The 16,930-nt window shown below is 35.7% G+C and carries 18 protein-coding genes; 10 read left to right on the top strand and 8 right to left on the bottom strand.

Annotated features, from left to right (window positions below):
* Positions 1-125: 125 nt before the first annotated feature.
* The 5 genes from tssD to tssO form a co-directional block, all read right to left on the bottom strand.
* A complete protein-coding gene (tssD, locus tag DRF59_RS10015) occupies positions 126-533 on the bottom strand; it encodes a type VI secretion system tube protein TssD (RefSeq protein WP_115959226.1) in 408 nt (135 codons plus the stop codon).
* A 457-nt stretch (positions 534-990) separates the two neighbouring features.
* Entirely contained in the window at positions 991-3,396 is a 2,406-nt protein-coding gene (gene tssR, locus DRF59_RS10010) for a type VI secretion system protein TssR domain-containing protein (RefSeq protein ID WP_115959224.1), read from the bottom strand.
* 49 nt (positions 3,397-3,445) lie between these two features.
* On the bottom strand, positions 3,446-4,357 hold the full coding sequence (locus tag DRF59_RS10005; protein WP_115959222.1) for a PKD domain-containing protein: 912 nt from the start codon (positions 4,355-4,357) through the stop codon (positions 3,446-3,448).
* A gap of 49 nt (positions 4,358-4,406) precedes the next feature.
* Positions 4,407-4,931, bottom strand: coding sequence for a type VI secretion system transmembrane protein TssO (locus tag DRF59_RS10000; protein WP_115959220.1), 525 nt, complete (start codon positions 4,929-4,931; stop codon positions 4,407-4,409).
* 11 nt (positions 4,932-4,942) lie between these two features.
* Positions 4,943-5,476, bottom strand: coding sequence for a type VI secretion system TssO (tssO, locus tag DRF59_RS09995; RefSeq protein ID WP_115959218.1), 534 nt, complete (start codon positions 5,474-5,476; stop codon positions 4,943-4,945).
* A gap of 248 nt (positions 5,477-5,724) precedes the next feature.
* On the opposite strand from tssO, the gene DRF59_RS09990 reads away from it, so the two are divergent.
* From DRF59_RS09990 to DRF59_RS09955, 8 genes are all read left to right on the top strand, one after another.
* On the top strand, positions 5,725-6,327 hold the full coding sequence (locus tag DRF59_RS09990; protein ID WP_241505518.1) for a response regulator transcription factor: 603 nt from the start codon (positions 5,725-5,727) through the stop codon (positions 6,325-6,327).
* Positions 6,328-6,613: 286 nt separating this feature from the next.
* Positions 6,614-6,904: an HU family DNA-binding protein gene (locus DRF59_RS09985; protein ID WP_002984212.1), complete on the top strand. Its 291-nt coding sequence runs from the start codon at positions 6,614-6,616 to the stop codon at positions 6,902-6,904.
* Positions 6,905-7,270: 366 nt separating this feature from the next.
* Positions 7,271-8,830: an Rne/Rng family ribonuclease gene (locus tag DRF59_RS09980; RefSeq protein ID WP_115959214.1), complete on the top strand. Its 1,560-nt coding sequence runs from the start codon at positions 7,271-7,273 to the stop codon at positions 8,828-8,830.
* 74 nt (positions 8,831-8,904) lie between these two features.
* Positions 8,905-9,372 (top strand): OsmC family protein, encoded by a 468-nt coding sequence (locus DRF59_RS09975; protein WP_115959212.1) that lies wholly within the window; start codon positions 8,905-8,907, stop codon positions 9,370-9,372.
* Between the two features lie 160 nt (positions 9,373-9,532).
* Positions 9,533-10,162 carry an NUDIX hydrolase gene (locus DRF59_RS09970; protein ID WP_115959210.1) on the top strand — a complete coding sequence of 210 codons (630 nt, stop codon included), beginning with the start codon at positions 9,533-9,535 and terminating at the stop codon, positions 10,160-10,162.
* Between the two features lie 27 nt (positions 10,163-10,189).
* Positions 10,190-10,996 (top strand): lysophospholipid acyltransferase family protein, encoded by an 807-nt coding sequence (locus tag DRF59_RS09965; RefSeq protein WP_115959208.1) that lies wholly within the window; start codon positions 10,190-10,192, stop codon positions 10,994-10,996.
* A gap of 16 nt (positions 10,997-11,012) precedes the next feature.
* Positions 11,013-11,450, top strand: coding sequence for a hypothetical protein (locus tag DRF59_RS09960; protein ID WP_115959206.1), 438 nt, complete (start codon positions 11,013-11,015; stop codon positions 11,448-11,450).
* A gap of 6 nt (positions 11,451-11,456) precedes the next feature.
* Positions 11,457-12,794 (top strand): UDP-N-acetylmuramate--L-alanine ligase, encoded by a 1,338-nt coding sequence (locus DRF59_RS09955; RefSeq protein WP_115959204.1) that lies wholly within the window; start codon positions 11,457-11,459, stop codon positions 12,792-12,794.
* Positions 12,795-12,840: 46 nt separating this feature from the next.
* Here the strand turns inward: DRF59_RS09955 and DRF59_RS09950 are convergent, their stop codons facing one another.
* Both DRF59_RS09950 and DRF59_RS09945 read right to left on the bottom strand, forming a co-directional pair.
* On the bottom strand, positions 12,841-13,905 hold the full coding sequence (locus DRF59_RS09950) for an NAD(P)H-dependent flavin oxidoreductase (protein WP_115959202.1): 1,065 nt from the start codon (positions 13,903-13,905) through the stop codon (positions 12,841-12,843).
* 171 nt (positions 13,906-14,076) lie between these two features.
* The gene (locus DRF59_RS09945) at positions 14,077-14,952 is read right to left on the bottom strand and encodes an aldo/keto reductase (RefSeq protein WP_115959200.1); all 876 of its coding nucleotides are present in this window, start codon (positions 14,950-14,952) and stop codon (positions 14,077-14,079) included.
* A gap of 141 nt (positions 14,953-15,093) precedes the next feature.
* Here DRF59_RS09945 and DRF59_RS09940 point away from each other — a divergent pair, with 141 nt between their 5' ends.
* The gene (locus tag DRF59_RS09940) at positions 15,094-15,528 is read left to right on the top strand and encodes a GNAT family N-acetyltransferase (protein WP_115959198.1); all 435 of its coding nucleotides are present in this window, start codon (positions 15,094-15,096) and stop codon (positions 15,526-15,528) included.
* Positions 15,529-15,996 carry a GNAT family N-acetyltransferase gene (locus DRF59_RS09935; RefSeq protein WP_115959196.1) on the top strand — a complete coding sequence of 156 codons (468 nt, stop codon included), beginning with the start codon at positions 15,529-15,531 and terminating at the stop codon, positions 15,994-15,996.
* Here DRF59_RS09935 and DRF59_RS09930 read toward each other — a convergent pair.
* Positions 15,970-16,869: a LysR family transcriptional regulator gene (locus DRF59_RS09930; protein ID WP_115959195.1), complete on the bottom strand. Its 900-nt coding sequence runs from the start codon at positions 16,867-16,869 to the stop codon at positions 15,970-15,972. The genes DRF59_RS09935 and DRF59_RS09930 overlap by 27 nt on opposite strands.
* Positions 16,870-16,930: the final 61 nt, after the last annotated feature.

The raw sequence follows: 16,930 nt of genomic DNA, 5'->3' as shown, positions 1-16,930 counted from the left end.
ATAATATTTTATCAATAATATTAAATATCTCTAATGAAAGTGATAAAGAATTTTATTCAGGCAAAAAAAGACCGTCTTCAGTAGGGACAGTCTTTTTGTATGAATGTGTGATAATGTGTATAATTTTAGCTGCTTGGCCAAAGACCTGCATATTCAGAATTACCATATGTAATGGTTTCAGCACTTACTACAAAGCTGATCAGCATACTGTTACTGTCGATCGCATCGAAATCCACCTGGTGCTGGATTACGTATCCGTTTTGCCAGTTTAAAGTAATCAATGTTCCTTCTTCGTGAGATTTGTTGAAAGTAATTTCTCCCACAGTAGGCTTATACTTCCCGTTTAGTAAGCTTTCCAGTATATCAGACTTTTCAGTAGCTTCTACTGTAACTTTGATCAATGCGTTGGAAGGGTCTGATGCTACACGTCCTGAAACGTCTGTAGATCTTGAAACACTATATTTCATTTTTAATAGTTTCTGTCCTTCTCCTCCGTTGAATTTTAAGATTCCTCTCGAATTTCTTTCTGCCATGATTAGTAAATTTTAATCGTTAGTAATATTTTGTGATTCAGTGATTGTACAGCAAAGATAGAGGGTCTTATCCTCTAAAAAAAACTTTTGAATGTAAATCTGAAAAATTGTAGTAATTCTACGATTTCATGTCGTAATTCTACGACAATAGATTTATCAGTATATCCGTAAACAGCTATAGCAAAGGAATTTAGCCATTTTATACATTTAAACAAAATTCAAAATTTTACACTTAAAAGAGAAATAGAAGAGATTTACAAAGCTTTTTTTAAACAGTTAACAAGACTTACTGGTCCTATTATTTTGCAATAATTAATTGAATTACAAATCAGAATTTATATTTAGGCTTTCTCTGTTCAGCATCTTTCATTTCTGATTCATTCTCTTTCACAACCAATATAGCTATAAAAAAAGCAGAAGTAGTGTACTTCTGCTTTCATTATGATAGAATAAACTGTTAATGCTTGGTATATTCCGGCTGTTCAGTTTCAATCATCGTTGGAGTAAAGTATTCATTCAGCCAATAGAAGGTCTGGCCATTCTGCTGGATCTTTACCGCAGGGTTATTTCTGTTGGCCAGCATTCTGTCAGCCAGGTCTTTATAGAGACGGAAATAATTTCTTACTGTTTCATTCCGAACTACTTTTGATTTTTTCCAGCCTTTAAGCTTATATTTATTCATTATTTCTTCGCCTGAAAGATCAAAACCGGTACTCATTCCTATGGCATAGGACATTGGCTGTTCATAAAGTGCACCTTTATCAAGGAATTTAATAGTAGGATTATATTTCTTAAGAAGCCTTACATATTCTTTAATTGCTCTGGCCTGGCTAAAGTCTGCTCTTTCAGAACCGGTATTTCTGTAAACCTCAGTATAAAAAGCTTTCAGATTATCATATTCTGCCTCTGAAAGTAAAATTCCCTTTTCTATTGCAGGCGTATAATCCGTAAGTTCTTTAGGAATATATCCTTTTACAAGGAACGGATTTCCATAATTGATCAGCTGTGCCGCAATTCCTGCAGAAACCGGATTGGTAAGGCCGGGATACAGATACTTGTATTTTAAGTCAACATCTGTTCTTCCTGCTCCTACTGAAGAATGGAAATAGTCATTCAGGGACTTGTCTATACTCTGATTATCATAAGTAACCTGCGCAATAAGGCTGTCCACAGATTTTTTAAGGAATCCCGGAGTGGCAACATCTCCTTTCTTAGGGAAAATAACAAATCCCTGAGACATACTCTGCTTAGGATAATCCAGAGAAAAGAAGCCGGCATCACCTTCTATCAGACTAAAGTTATTTTTAGTAAGAACATCATACTGATCGGTAATCTTTTGCTTTTTAAGCTCAGCAATATTTTTTGCTGTATTGGTCACCACATTTTCAGCCATCAATACAAAATCATTATAAGTATCGGATGATCTGGCACTCGTCTGGAACATGATCAGTTTTGCCTGAGCCTGGGTAAGAGAGCTGATCACACTGTACATATTTCCGCTTTGGTTCGCAGAAGTTCCTACCGTCACTACAATATTGGTCTCGTCCGGAACATTGGAAAGAAGGTTTCCGGCTGCCGAAAGCGCTTCCCCCACCGGCTGGTATCCGCTGTTACTGTTACAGTTCATTTCATTGGTTTTCTGATCAATGAATGAAGTAATTTTGCTGTAATCTGAACTTAAACTTGAAACTGACGTATTGTTCCCACAAGGATTATTTTTATACAGCACGACTCCATATTTTACATTCGAAAAATAAGACGGCTTTTCAAATCTGAGCTGAAGGTCCTGTAATAATGATTTTACAATTGGGGCATAAGGAGCATTAGGAGCACTTACATCCAATGCAAAAACGATATTGATATTTTTATTTCTTTCTGTAATCTCCCGGTAACGATCAAAATAAATAGGCTCACCTAAAACATTGAATACATAATTTTTACTGTAATCCAGGATATTTGTAAAGTATTTTGTTTTAATATCCGGAGTCGGGGTCTCATTCAGGGCAAGATTTACCGGATAAATATTTTCCAGTGGAGTTCTTTTGTTTACATCTGTAAGCAAAATAGCTTTTTTGTTTTCGGCATCAGATGCAGATCCTCCGGGATATCCTTCATGTATTCCCAGCTCAGAATCATTAATTCCGGTTGTATTTTTAAGCTTTATTGCAGAACGTTCTCCCCAGGTAGAAATTACGTTGGAACTCACCCATCCATAAAGCCCCGTACTGATACTGTCTATATCTATGGAAGGCTTTTTACCTACCAAAAGTCTCTTGTTGTTTTCTGCCTGCTTGTAAACATATACCATTTGTCCGTTAGGAATCTTTACATTGGCTGTTTCAATAAGGCTTGGTGAATTAAACACCATGATAGAATCATTCTTATAGTATCTTTCAGCACTTTTGATAACTTCGCTGTTACTAGGCACTACGGCTACTCTCACAGGATATCCTGTCTTTTCGCTCTTCAGAGAGTTGCTCCACAGCAAAAGATCAGATTCAGGAATCCAGCCATAGGTCTTGATGGATTTTGATGAAACTTTCTTCATCAATGCATCAGGAACATATTCTGCTACTTTTACCATTCCGTCTCTGTGTTTTAAAACCATTAACGGCTCAAGGAATTTCACTTCCTTATATGATTTTTCATCATTTTTATCCAGATATGCTATATTTCTTGACCGGTCTGAAATAACGATCCACGGAACTGATTTTCTAGGGTAACCGTTGACAACAGACGAATTGTCTATTTTCCCATACTGGGATGGTTCCGGAGTTTTCTTTGATGGAAGTTTTACCTGACAGCTCGTCAGTAATACTGATAGTCCTATATAATATGCTGCTAGAGGAAATTTATTTTTCATCCTATTTTATCTTTTTATGATTGGCATATCCGGGCGGTGCCGGATGGTATTATTTGCTTTGGTTTATATCTACTTTGGTTACGCAGTTCTGTGTATCATCCAGATTTACCTTTACGGTCTGGATCACAGTATTTTTATCAAACTGAAGACCCGCACAATACATATAGAAATTGTTTACTTTGCTGTCATTTACTTTTACTACTGTATTTTCATTATTACACAGATACGTTCTCAGCAAATAATTATAATGCATGTTAAAACTGTTTCCGTTAGCAATCTGTTGTAAATGATATTTGAAATCATTATCCACTTTTGCATAGGAATCTTCTACAGATACTTCATCTTCTTCCAGTGAATTGTAGGCAGGAAGAATTTTGATACGGTGATAAACAGGTTCCTGGGCTTCTTCTGTGTATAAGCTTACCAGATAATCCCCTGGCTTACTATAAGCATAAATAGCCAGCCTGTCTTTAGCGTCAGTATTTCCCGTTTCTCCAAATTTCCACGCAAACTTCTTAGCTTCAGAAATAGCACGGAACTGCACATTTTCATTTTGCATCGCCTGTGCAGGTGCCTCAATTGTTGTTTTGATCATTGAGGTATCTTTAGGTTTCTGAAGATTTCTTGCTGAAACCATTACCGGGAATGATTTTGTATACTTATTGTCTACAATTAAAATTACCTGATAATACCCCGGTCTGTTATAGAAATGAATTCCACTACTTTTATCCGAAGTGGTACCATCACCAAAATTCCATCTTTTGGTTTTTGCAAACTGGGTTTTGTCTTCAAATAAAAGCGTATCCCCTACCGACAGTGAAGACGGATAAACCACCCCGACAATATCATCAGCAGAATGAATTACTTTTTTCTGCAGCCATAAGGCAACAAGAGCCGCGATAAGCAATGTTGCAATTACACCAATGATAATGTTCTTTTTGTTCTTTTGAAAATAATTCATAGTTAATAATTGTGATGTGTTTTATTTATAGTTCCTAATATTTTCCGGATCATTGAGTACGTGCCTTTAATGCATTTTCCCGTTCATAAAGCTTGTTCTGCTTATCCTTATAACCAATCCTGCATTCTTCGACCTGTTTTTCAAACTTCTTAATATCTTCTGTAGTAGTTGAAACTACTTTTTTATCATCAAAATACATTTTATAGAATTTTGCAATTTGCGGATAGGCATCTTTTCTGATATCAGCAATATTTTTATCATCAAAATAATTGGCCAGATCATTGATCCCCACTCTGATATTGTTTTCTACAAAAGGTTGTGGTGTTTCGTCTGTAAGTTTTGTAACCATCATATAGGTACTGTCCATAATTGGCAGAACAATCTTCTGATGCTGGTCAAATTCAGCTTTCTGTTCAAGGTTCTGAATTCCTCTTACATCTTCATCAGAAAAAGGAGATTCAAACCCTTTTAGAAAGATAATTCCCAAAAATATCATGGAAGCAACAAGCATCAGTATTAAATAAAAAAACTGATAATGCCTTTCTTTTCTAGATAGTGTAATGTGTCCCTGCATATCTTTTCCTTTTATCTTCTTCTATTTCCTGTAAAATTTCTGGTAGGATCTTTCCGGAGCTCATTATTGGCTCTTCCTACTTTTCCCATACATTCTTCAAGATCTCTGATCACCGTTTTCTTTCTATACTCCACATCAAAAATTTTGATTTTCAGATTCACCATCGGTTCGATCTGTTTCATCAGAAGTGCATAATGTTTAAAATTTGATGTGCTGTCACTTCCCATCACATTTTTAGCATCCCTTACCTCATCTGCAATACTGGTTCTAAGGAAAACCTCATTTTCTACTTTATTACTACTGAGCTGTATCATATTTTCGTAAATATGATCAATGTGATTTCTAAGAACGTCACTTCGCTGCATCAATTCTTTGTAAGCATCAGCTTCTCTGCTGATCCCTTCTCTTTGCCGGTCATAGCTCTTAAAGAAGAGAAACAGACAAATAAAAGAAACAGCCGACAAAACAGCAAAAGACAGAAGAAACTTCCAAATGCCTGTTCTGACGTCATTTCTGTTCAATTTTTTTTCCCTGTTTGAAGACATAATTTGCGATTTGTTTGGCCTGTGAAAATATAAAAAAAAAATTTTATGCACAATACGTAAATTCCCCATACCAATCTGGGCTTTTCCCTATTTCACTGAAGATTAATTTTCACTTTAATAAGTTTTTCATAAATTAGGCCTCTGAATTTTGAATATCATTCGCCAAATCGATATTAAGAATGAATAAATTATTATCTAATACCGTGCGTTTTTCCATAGCTGACAGCGATTTTTATTTTAAAAAAATAATGATCAAAACTCTTATGGAAAATCCTTTCTATATGCTTCTTAATGACTGTAACAACGGGCATGAGCTTGTAAATAGAATCTACAGAAGACAGGAAGACGTGTTCATTATTGAACTGTTTATGCCGGTATTAAGCGGTATTGAAGCCATTAAATATATAAGGAAAAGCAATACTGAAACTCCTATTGTCACTTATTCCGGAACTTATCAGGAAGATATGGCTGAAATTCTTTCAAAAATCCCCAATATATATTACTGTCAAAAGAAAAGCAATATCATAAAAGACATCATCAAAGGAAGTATTGCTTCAGATGATTTTGATTATAAAGTTTATTCTAAAGAATGGGAGCAGCAACCACTTGCAGTACAGGAATATATGGACCGGCAGAAGAAAAGCCAGGAAGAACTCTCTCCCACAGAAATACAGCTGATGAAATTTTGTTATGAAGGATTCAGCAATAAAGAAATTGCAGAAAAGCTAAATCTGAGCACAAGAACAATTGATACATATATCAACAGGCTCACTGAAAAACTTGGATTAAAGACCAAACTTCATCTTATCCGTTTCTGCGTAGAAAACGGATACTATAATTCAAGTATGTAAAGCATAATAAATTTCAGACATACACAGGTGGATGTAAAAACTGGCAGAAGCAGCCATCAGAATACTTTAAAACCGGTTCATACGGTTATTTCTTAATGGCTCAGCTACAAACGGATGCGGTTTTTTCCGTATATTATTAAATTATTAAATATTAAAACAACACGTTAATATAACGTATACATTAAAATCTTAATGATCTGAACAAAAATATTTTGCCACTAATTTGCTAGTATTCAATTTTTTTAACTAAATTTGCACACCTAAAATTTAAAATTAAAATAAGGAAATGACAAAGGCAGAATTGGTAAACACCATCTCAAATAAGTTGGGAACAGAAAAGAATGAAACACAGAAAGTTGTAGAAGCTTTTATGCAAGAGATCAGAACTTCTATGTATAATGGGGATAACGTTTATCTAAGAGGTTTTGGATCTTTTATTATTAAAACAAGAGCTGCTAAAACAGGAAGAAATATTTCTAAAAACACTGCAATTGAGATTCCTGCTCATAACATTCCTGCTTTCAAGCCTTCAAAATCTTTTGTTGAGAAAGTAAAAACTAAAGTTGCAGTAAAATAAGAACAATAACTGAATATTAACTAGTTACTAAAAAATTAAAATTATGCCAAGCGGAAAGAAAAGAAAAAGACACAAGGTTGCGACTCACAAAAGAAAGAAAAGAAGAAGAGCGAACAGACATAAGAAAAAATAATCTCTTCTCTTCGAGATTTACAATATAATAATATAGTTGGTGATTTTAAATTTCTAAGGTTCACCGACTATATTTTTGTTTTACAACTATAAGATTTCGCGGAAAATGGATGATTTCAAATATTATTTTTATAAAAATATAAAGGTTTTCATTCAAAATCCTTATATTTAATATGAATTAACTGAGAAACATGCCGATTTCCTATAATCTTAACAATTTTATCTTATAACAAAATGAAGAAAGAACTAATAGTTTCGCATGAAGATGATCTGACAAAGATTGCACTGCTGGAAGACGGAAGACTATGTGAACTTCATGAGCAAGAGGACAAAAGCGATTTTATAGTTGGAGATCTGTTTATAGGAAAAGTAAAAAAACTGGCACCCAACCTGAACGCTGCATTCGTTAACATCGGATATGATAAAGATGCTTTTCTGCATTATCAGGATCTGGGACCACAATATCTGACCTACAGAAAGTTTTTAAAAGATACTATTTCTAAAAAACAAAGCACTTCAAGCTTAAAAAATTTCGAGATTCAACCCGAAATAGACAAAAACGGAACAGTAGATAAAGTAATTGCAAAAGACGATCTGGTATTATTACAGATTACCAAAGAACCTATTTCTACAAAAGGCCCCAGAATTTCTACCCAGGTCTCTCTGACGGGACGCTTTCTGGTTCTGATTCCTTTCGACAATAAAGTTTCCATTTCAAAGAAAATCAGAAGTTCGGAAGAAAAAGAACGGCTGAGAACTCTGATCGACAGTATTAAACCAGAAGGTTTTGGAGTGATTATCAGAACTGTAGCCGAAGGAAAAAAAGTAGCGGACCTTCATAATGATATGAATCAGCTGATTCAAAAATGGGAAAGTACTTTTAAAAATATCCAGAAAAATAAAGTTCCGTCCAAAGTTTTAAGTGAAGAAGATAAAGCTTCAGCTATTTTAAGGGACAATTTTAATCAGGACTTCGTCAATATCATTTGCGATGACGAACAGATGGTCCATGAAATGAAAAACTACCTGGAGGTAATTGCCCCGGAAAGGAAAAATATTGTCCAGTTTTATGATTCCCATATTCCTCTTCTGGAATATTACAATGTTGAAAAACAGCTTAAACAGAGTTTCGGAAAACATGTCAACATTCCAAGCTCCAAAGGAGCTTATCTTGTTATTGAACACACAGAAGCACTTCACGTCATTGACGTTAACTCCGGGAACAATATTACAACCGGAACCGCTGTCAATAAAGAGCACGCTCTTAAAGTAAATAAAATGGCAGCTACAGAGATCGCCAGACAATTACGCCTGCGTGATATGGGAGGAATTATCGTAATCGACTTTATCGATATGCCCAACTCTGAACACAGAAAAGAACTCTATGAACATCTGAAAGAAGAGATGAAACGTGACAAGGCCCGCCACAAAATTCTTCCTCCAAGCAAATTTGGACTGATCCAGATCACAAGACAGAGAAACCGTCCGGAAAAGCAGATCGAAACCAAAGAAGAAAACCCAAACAAAGATGGGGAAATTGTAGCTCCGATTGTCATTGTGGAAAGGATGGGTGAAACCCTGAGAAACCTTTTGCAGAAAGAAAAAGGAAAGATTTATCTCCATGTACATCCTTTCGTAGAAGCCTACCTGACCAAAGGCATCAAAAGCATCCAAATGAAATGGTTTATGAAATACAAAAAGTGGGTAACCATTGTTCCAAGGGATTCTTTTAAATATTTAGAATACAGGATCTACAATTCAAAAAAAGAAGAATTGATAGAATTCTCAAATTAAGACAAAATTTAAACCTTCAGTTTTCTGAAGGTTTTATTATTTAACAAATACAACTGCATAACAAACTATTTATAATGAAAAACCACCACTATAAAGCCACAATCCGCTGGACAGGAAATAAAGGGACCGGAACAAGCCATTACAGAGATTATGAACGAAATCATACCATTTCAATAGAAAATAAAGCAACCATTGACGGCTCTTCTGATCCTGCTTTCCGGGGAGATAAAACAAAGCACAACCCTGAAGATATGTTTCTTTCGTCATTATCATCCTGTCATATGCTCTGGTATCTTCATTTTTGCTCTGAAGCGGGAATCATTGTTACAGAATATACTGATGAAGCTACCGGAATAATGACAGAAACAGCTGACGGAAGCGGCCATTTTACAGAAGTTACCTTATATCCGTCTGTCACCGTTACAGAAGAATCCATGATTGAGAAAGCAAAACAGCTGCATCATAAAGCAAATGAATACTGCTTCATTGCCAAATCAGTTAATTTTCCTGTCAGACATGTGGTAAAAGTAAATGTACAGTAATTATTAAGTGTATAACGCTTCGGGGATCAGGTAATCAGCATCCAACATCTGTAAAATCTATAAATTTCTTCGTTCTCCTCTGGAGCCCGGAACAAAAAATTCATAGGTTAATTATTGTTAAGTCCCTCATTTCTTCGGGATATATTATTAAATTTGAAGTATGGAAAATTTTGGAAAAGATTTATTAAGGAAAATCAAAAGCGTAGAACTTCCCGGTGAGCATGCACATGGTGTATTCTCCCCTCCGTACCGTCCTGTTTTTACGTATGATGAAGTCCTGTCAAAGAATCCCAAATTTGCAGCTGTAAATATTGTAATGTACTTAAAAGATAATGAATGGTATTTTCCATTGATACAGAGAACCATTAATGAACATGACAGGCATAGCGGACAGATTTCATTGCCGGGCGGAAAACGGGAAGAAATGGACCGAGATTTTGCAGAAACAGCTGTCAGAGAGACCTCTGAAGAAATCGGAATAGACAAACACTATGTAAGAATCATCAGAGAGATGTCTCCTATTTATATTCCACCCAGCAATTTTTATGTATACCCTTATATTTCGTATACTAAAAAGAATCCTCAGTTTGTTCTTCAGCAGAGCGAAGCAGTGGAAACCATTGAATTTCCTGTTACTTCTTTTTTAAACCTGTCAGACACTCCAGAAATCATGGCTCTTCCAAGTGCAGGAGGCCATGAAGTTCCCGTTATTAATTTTAACGGATATATTATCTGGGGAGCAACAGCAATGATATTAAGTGAATTCAGCCAGTTGCTGAAAAAAATGTAACTTTGCACAACCGTGTTTAATTGAGAGATGGCGAAGAAAAATATTTTCACCGATGCATTCGGAACACCTTATTTTTTGAAAAGGTTTATTATTTTTATTTTAGGACTTGTATCGTACAGACGATTCAATGGCTTTAATAAACTAAAAATAACCGGCACAGAACATCTTGTGGATCTTCCGGATTCCAATGTCCTTTTTGTGTCTAACCATCAGACCTATTTTGCCGATGTAGCAGCCATGTATCATGCTTTCTGCGCTGTGAACAACGGATATTTAAATACAATAAAAAATCCGATCTATCTGCTGAATCCAAAGATTGATTTTTATTATGTAGCTGCTGAAGAAACAATGAATAAAGGTATTCTGCCGAAAATTTTTAAAATTGCAGGAGCTGTTACTGTAAAAAGAACCTGGAGAGCAGAAGGAAAAAGCGTCAACCGTATGGTTGACATGAGCGAAGTAGATAATATTATGAAAGCATTGGATAATGGTTGGGTAGCTACTTTCCCTCAGGGTACCACATCAGCTTTCGCACAGGGACGCAGAGGTACTGCCAAACTGGTAAAAAACCAGCGTCCTATTGTTATTCCCATAAAAATAAACGGATTCAGAAGAGCTTTTGATAAAAAAGGACTCCGTGTAAAGGTTACAGGCGTAAAACCTACCATGGAATTCAAAGCACCTCTGGATATTGATTATGATAACGAAAAAGCACCAGAAATTTTATTGAAAATTATGACTGCCATTGAGCAGACAGAAGATTTCAATGTATTACACAGTTATGATGAAGAACTTAAAGCTAAAAAATTAGAACAAAAGGATTCAAATAATTAAAGTAAGTAAAAAAATTATGAACAGAATAATAGGAATCTTATTCGCGATCATAGTGTTAGTTTCGTGCAACAGCCAGAAAGTGTATTCAGATTTTGATATAAGCTATTCAAAAAGCGGAGGTTATGCACCTGTATATGAAAACCTGCTGATAAAAGGAAATAATGCCCATTACTCTTTTGAAGGGCAGGGAAAAAAGCATAAACAGGATTTTAAAATCTCAGATGAAGATTTAAAAAAAATAAACCAGATCCTGTCACAGAATAATTTCAGAAGAATACAGGAAGATCATAAAAAGCTATATGATAATATAACAACATCTGTTAATATCAAAAAAGGACCTAATGAAGGAAGTAAAACCGATGCAAGTCTGATTATGCCAAATTTTCAGACCAATTGGAATAATATTCTTCAGGCTTTTGAGGAGCTCATTAATAATAATGTAAAAAAACAGTAAATACAATTGAAAACCCACTTCATTGCCATTGGCGGAAGCGCTATGCATAACCTTGCTATTGCGTTAAAAGATAAAGGATATCAGGTTACAGGTTCTGATGATGCTATATTTGAGCCATCAAAATCAAGGCTGGAAAAAAAGGGAATATTACCTCAGGAAATGGGATGGTTTCCGGAAAAGATCACCCCGTATATTGATGCTGTCATTCTTGGAATGCATGCCCATCAGGATAATCCTGAGCTTGCAAAAGCAAAAGAGCTGGGGTTAAAGATTTATTCTTATCCGGAGTTTTTGTACGAACAGTCAAAAGATAAAACAAGAGTCGTTATTGCCGGCTCACATGGCAAAACAACCATTACTTCAATGATCCTGCATGTTTTAAACTTTCATCAGAAGGATGTGGATTTTATGGTGGGAGCACAACTGGAGGGATTTGATTGCATGGTAAAACTGACTCAGGATAATGACTTTATGGTACTGGAAGGTGATGAATATCTTTCCTCTCCTATTGACCTGCGTTCAAAGTTTTTACTCTATCAGCCAAATATTGCTTTAATGAGCGGTATTGCATGGGATCATATCAATGTATTCAAAACATTTGATGATTATATTGAACAGTTCAGAAAGTTTGTGGCAAGCATTACTGCAGGTGGGGTTCTTGTATACAATGAAGAAGACCCGGAAGTAGTAAAAGTTGTGGAAAATGCTGAAAACTATTTCAGAAAGATCCCTTATAAAACTCCTGAATATGAAATCAGCAACGGTAAAGTTTATCTGAAAACTGAAATGGGAGATGTTCCACTTTCTGTTTTTGGTGCACATAACCTATTGAACCTTGAAGGAGCAAGACATATCTGCCAGCAGCTTGGTATCATGGATGAAGACTTCTATGAAGCTATTATGAGCTTTAAAGGAGCTTCCAAGCGTCTTGAAAAAGTAGAAAGAGAAGATAAGGGGATACTTTACAAAGACTTTGCCCATGCCCCAAGTAAGGTAAAAGCAGCTGTGAAAGCATTCACCGAACAGTTTAAAAATGATAAGAAATACGGATTTCTGGAACTCCACACCTATTCAAGTTTAAATCCGGCTTTCCTTGAGCAGTATGATCATGCCATGGATGGTCTGGACGAAGCTGTGGTCTTCTACTCTGAAGATGCTTTAAAGATTAAAAGAATGGAACCTATTTCTCCTGAATTTATCAAAGAGAAATTCAAAAATTCAAATCTAAGGGTTTTTACAAATGCTGAAGATCTTCACGCCTACTGGAATACATTAGATAAAACAGATGGTGTTTATCTCATGATGAGTTCCGGAAATTTTGGAGGATTGGATTTAACAAAATAACTTAATAAAAAAGCTTCAGAAATATGATCTGAAGTTTTTTAATGTCTTACCTGTATTTTCCACACTGACTGATTAAATCTTTCAAAATATCTTCTGTAGAAAGTTCACTATATTGATGGATAGACTGACCTACCCAGATTCCTACAAACTCTGGATTTTGCAGAGATTTTGCGGCTTTACGTAAGGCATTGGTCAATTTATTCTGATAAGGATACGGTAAAATATATTCTGAGTTTTCAACCGTTTCTATAAACTTATTTTTCACTCCTCTGGCATATCTTCCGGAAAAGCTCTTCGTTAAAACAATATCTTCTTCTCTTACTTTTTTCAGTCTTTCTTTTTCAAACGGCAGTAAGGCACTTTCCTGAGATGCTAATAAAAGATTACCAACCTGAAATCCCTGTGCTCCCAAACCTTTAACAGCCTGTAATGTTCTTGCACCATAAATCCCTCCTGCATAAACCAAAGGAACACTTACCTGATCATAAATCTGTGACAATAAAGATAAGCCGCCGATCTGCGGAATATTTTCTGCCTCAAAACTCCCTCTGTGACCTCCAGCTTCTATCCCCTGGACACAGATGATATCAATACCGGACTTTTCAAGAAGTAAAGCCTCATTCACAGAAGTACATGTTCCGATGAGAGTGATTCCGTTTTCTTTTAACTTCTGAATACTTGGGTCATCAAGATTCCCGAATGTAAAGCTTAAAATTTTACAGTTTTCCTCAATGAGAGCATCCACCTGTTCATGATAGCTGTTAATACTGATTGCTTCAAAGTCCGGAAGATATACTTCTATATTATTTTCTCTGGCCAGCTGCTCAATAAACTGCCTGGTTTTAATAAATCTCTCTTTTAAATCATCTGTCACATCCGGAATGTGATGGACAAAAATATTGACTGCAAAAGGTTTATCTGTCATTTTTTTTGTCTCCCTGATCAGTTCAGCAGACTGGTCTGCAGAAAGATCAGCCAATGCCAGTGATCCCAGACAGTCTGCTTTAGCTGCTGCTGCAACCATTTGTATCGTAGTGACTCCAAACATCGGAGCTTGAATTACAGGATATTCTATCCCTAGTTTTTTACTGAGTGTATCCGGCCAGAACATAAAAAATTATTTTAATCAAAAAGGTACAAAAAATAAGAACACTTCATTTTCAACAGGATATGATATTCCTCACAATCAATGAAAATACAATTCCCACAGACTTCAACAGAAAACACAGATTTAGCCTGTGAAATTGTGAAAACTGTGGGAATATTCTTAATCCTTATCTTGTTAAATATCTGCTACAGATTTTAACATCTTCTGTTCCCATTCAGGATCTTCAGGGTCAAAGAATAATCTTCTCCCGGTATCTAAAGAACGGATCACATTCATTTCTTCTTCTGTCAGTTGGAAATCAAATACATTAAAATTTTCCTCAATTCTTGAAGGGGTTACAGACTTAGGAATCACTACAAATCCTTCCTGCAAATGCCATCTCAGAATAATCTGTGCTACCGTTTTACTATATTTTTCAGCAATTGCTTTCAGCTCAGGATTGCCTAAAAGATTTGCATTACCGTTTCCAAGCGGGCTCCAAGGCTGTGTTATGATATTATTTTCCCTGTCATATACCTGTAATTCTTTTTGTTGAAATACAGGATGAAGTTCAATCTGATTAATTACCGGTAAAACTGTCGAATTTGCTTTTAATTCTTCCAGCTTCCCGACTGTAAAATTGCATACTCCAATGGCTTTGATTTTTCCTTCCTGATACAGCTCTTCCAAAGCCTTCCAGGTTCCCAGAAAATCTCCATATGGCCAGTGTATAAGATACATATCCAGATAATCCATCTGCAATCTGTCCAATGTTCTCTGAAAAGCACTTTTGGCCTTTTCGTATCCATGATCCTGAACCCATACTTTCGATGTGATAAACAGTTCATCCCTCTTTACTCCGCTATTTTTTACCGCAGCACCAACCGCTGTTTCATTCTGATAGATAGCAGCGGTATCAATCATTCTGTAACCTGTCTGAATTGCTTTCACTACAGCATTTTCACATTCTTTCAGATCATCCATCTGCCATACTCCAAAGCCTAAAGCCGGAATATCCACTCCATTATTTAAAGTTACCACAGGCTGCCCTGGATAGGTTTTCTTTTGCATAAATCTTTATTTTAATGATTAATATAAAGTGATAAACAAATTTGCAATAAAAAATCGGAAATTCTACCTACCAATTTTACTGTTTTCAATAAAACTAGCTTTCCCTCACAATTTTATTTATTTTTGTTCAAATTAAAAATCATGTCACAACACATCAGACTGGCTAATGCAGAAGACTATCCAAGAATCATGGAAATATGGGAATCAGCAGTAAAAGCAACTCACGATTTTCTTGCCGAAGAGGATTTCAATGATTTTAAAGAAGCTATTCCAAGAGATTATCTTCCTAATCTGGATGTTTATTTGATAACTGAAGATAATGATCCTAAAGGATTTGCTTCCGTGGCAGAAGGCAACCTGGAAATGCTTTTTATTCATAACGATACCCGGGGAAAAGGCTACGGAAAAACGCTATATCATTTTATGAAAGAGAAAACCGGCCTTACCAAAGTTGATGTTAATGAGCAGAATCTCCAGGCGATCGGGTTTTACGAAAAGATGGGTTTTAAAAAGATCGGAAGATCAGAAAAAGATGGCTCAGGAAAGGATTATCCACTTATTCATATGAGCTTGTAAATGGAAAACTTTTCATTCAGCCTACTAAATCCTGATTCGGAAATACCTTATCATTTACTTCTTTTGGCCGATGAAACCAAAGAAGCTATTGACCAGTATATTTTCAAATCTGCTATTTATCTTTTACATAACGGCATTGAAAATATTGCTGTAATGGTATTATGCAAAATCAGTGAGACAGAGCTGGAAATTAAAAATGTTGCTGTAACGGAAAGCTACAGAAGCAAAGGAATCGGAAGCATCCTCATGAACAAGGCTAAAGAAATTGCCAAAAAAGGTCATTATAAAACACTGACTGTCGGAACGTCGGACACCGGCTTCCAACAGATCAGATTTTATAAGAAAAACGGTTTCATAAAAACTGGAATCCGAAAAGATTTCTTTACTGAAAACTATCCGCTTCCTATTTATGAAAACGGCTTGCAGATGCGGGATATGGTATTACTTACTCATCATCTTGCGGAATAATCCTTTAATATGGTCTATTTCCGCTTGATAATTGGTCTTTTTTCTACATCCGAAATATAAGGTATTTTCCAGCTTTTTCTTACCCTCCCAGATCAGTTTCACTTCCCCGCTCTCAATTTCATTTTTGCACAGGAAATCAGGAACAACTGCAAGGCCGGTTCCTCCTTTCAGACAACGGATAATTGAGTTCAGGTTAGGAACAATATAATTCGGGCGGAAATTCGGCTTATGACCAAAGTTCAGGGTCCAGAACTGAAAGAGATGTTCCATATCTCCGGTAGTTCCATACCATTTTTCGTTCTTCAGCCATTCCTCAATCTCTTCTGCATCTTTTGTTTTTAAAATCTTTTTAAAACTATTTACATCTACATCTTTTCCGCCGACCAGAACGATCTGTTCAGAAGAGAAGGCTTCATGCTCTATATTCGGAGAAGATCCTTTTTTAGGAGTGATAATAAGATCTAATATTCCTTTGTCCAGCTGATCCAGCATTTCCGGATATTCCCCGAAACTTATGATCAGGTTAAAAGGTAATGTAGAAACATATTGTTCCAGCGTAGTCTGGAAAGTTTCAAAACACATTCCCACACTGATTGTAGGAGTATGCTTCTCGGTAGATTTCTGAAAATTCTTCTCTACATCCTCTAATTTTGTAAGAGGTTCGGCAACTGCATTAAACAATACTTTTCCTCTTTCCGTAGGGATCATCTTTCTGCCGGTTCTGTCAAATAATTTATATCCCACATATGCTTCCAATGAACTTAAATGCAGGCTCACCCCTGGCTGTGAAATAAATAAAGCATCTGCCGCACCTGTCAATGTCCCGGTTTTATAGATCGCTTTAAAAGTACGATACCATTCTAAATTAACCATGACTTAATTATTAATATTATGATGCAAATTTACGAAATAATTATAATATTAATACATATAA

Source organism: Chryseobacterium flavum (assembly GCF_003385595.1).
Classification (GTDB): Bacteria; Bacteroidota; Bacteroidia; order Flavobacteriales; family Weeksellaceae; genus Chryseobacterium; species Chryseobacterium flavum.
Note: the sequence above shows the minus strand (reverse complement) of the source record. Positions and strands in the feature narration are given on the sequence as shown.

Bases quoted from the DNA above. Each gene is read 5' to 3' on its own strand.
- DRF59_RS09970 (WP_115959210.1), top strand. From the start codon at position 9,533: ATGGAAAATTTTGGAAAAGATTTATTAAGGAAAATCAAAAGCGTAGAA.
- DRF59_RS09960 (WP_115959206.1), top strand. From the start codon at position 11,013: ATGAACAGAATAATAGGAATCTTATTCGCGATCATAGTGTTAGTTTCG.
- tssR (WP_115959224.1), bottom strand. From the start codon at position 3,396: ATGAAAAATAAATTTCCTCTAGCAGCATATTATATAGGACTATCAGTA.
- DRF59_RS09930 (WP_115959195.1), bottom strand. From the start codon at position 16,869: ATGGTTAATTTAGAATGGTATCGTACTTTTAAAGCGATCTATAAAACC.
- DRF59_RS09940 (WP_115959198.1), top strand. From the start codon at position 15,094: ATGTCACAACACATCAGACTGGCTAATGCAGAAGACTATCCAAGAATC.
- DRF59_RS09985 (WP_002984212.1), top strand. From the start codon at position 6,614: ATGACAAAGGCAGAATTGGTAAACACCATCTCAAATAAGTTGGGAACA.
- DRF59_RS09975 (WP_115959212.1), top strand. From the start codon at position 8,905: ATGAAAAACCACCACTATAAAGCCACAATCCGCTGGACAGGAAATAAA.
- DRF59_RS09950 (WP_115959202.1), bottom strand. From the start codon at position 13,905: ATGTTCTGGCCGGATACACTCAGTAAAAAACTAGGGATAGAATATCCT.
- DRF59_RS10000 (WP_115959220.1), bottom strand. From the start codon at position 4,931: ATGCAGGGACACATTACACTATCTAGAAAAGAAAGGCATTATCAGTTT.
- tssO (WP_115959218.1), bottom strand. From the start codon at position 5,476: ATGTCTTCAAACAGGGAAAAAAAATTGAACAGAAATGACGTCAGAACA.
- DRF59_RS10005 (WP_115959222.1), bottom strand. From the start codon at position 4,357: ATGAATTATTTTCAAAAGAACAAAAAGAACATTATCATTGGTGTAATT.
- DRF59_RS09965 (WP_115959208.1), top strand. From the start codon at position 10,190: ATGGCGAAGAAAAATATTTTCACCGATGCATTCGGAACACCTTATTTT.
- tssD (WP_115959226.1), bottom strand. From the start codon at position 533: ATGGCAGAAAGAAATTCGAGAGGAATCTTAAAATTCAACGGAGGAGAA.
- DRF59_RS09980 (WP_115959214.1), top strand. From the start codon at position 7,271: ATGAAGAAAGAACTAATAGTTTCGCATGAAGATGATCTGACAAAGATT.
- DRF59_RS09990 (WP_241505518.1), top strand. From the start codon at position 5,725: ATGATCAAAACTCTTATGGAAAATCCTTTCTATATGCTTCTTAATGAC.
- DRF59_RS09935 (WP_115959196.1), top strand. From the start codon at position 15,529: ATGGAAAACTTTTCATTCAGCCTACTAAATCCTGATTCGGAAATACCT.
- DRF59_RS09945 (WP_115959200.1), bottom strand. From the start codon at position 14,952: ATGCAAAAGAAAACCTATCCAGGGCAGCCTGTGGTAACTTTAAATAAT.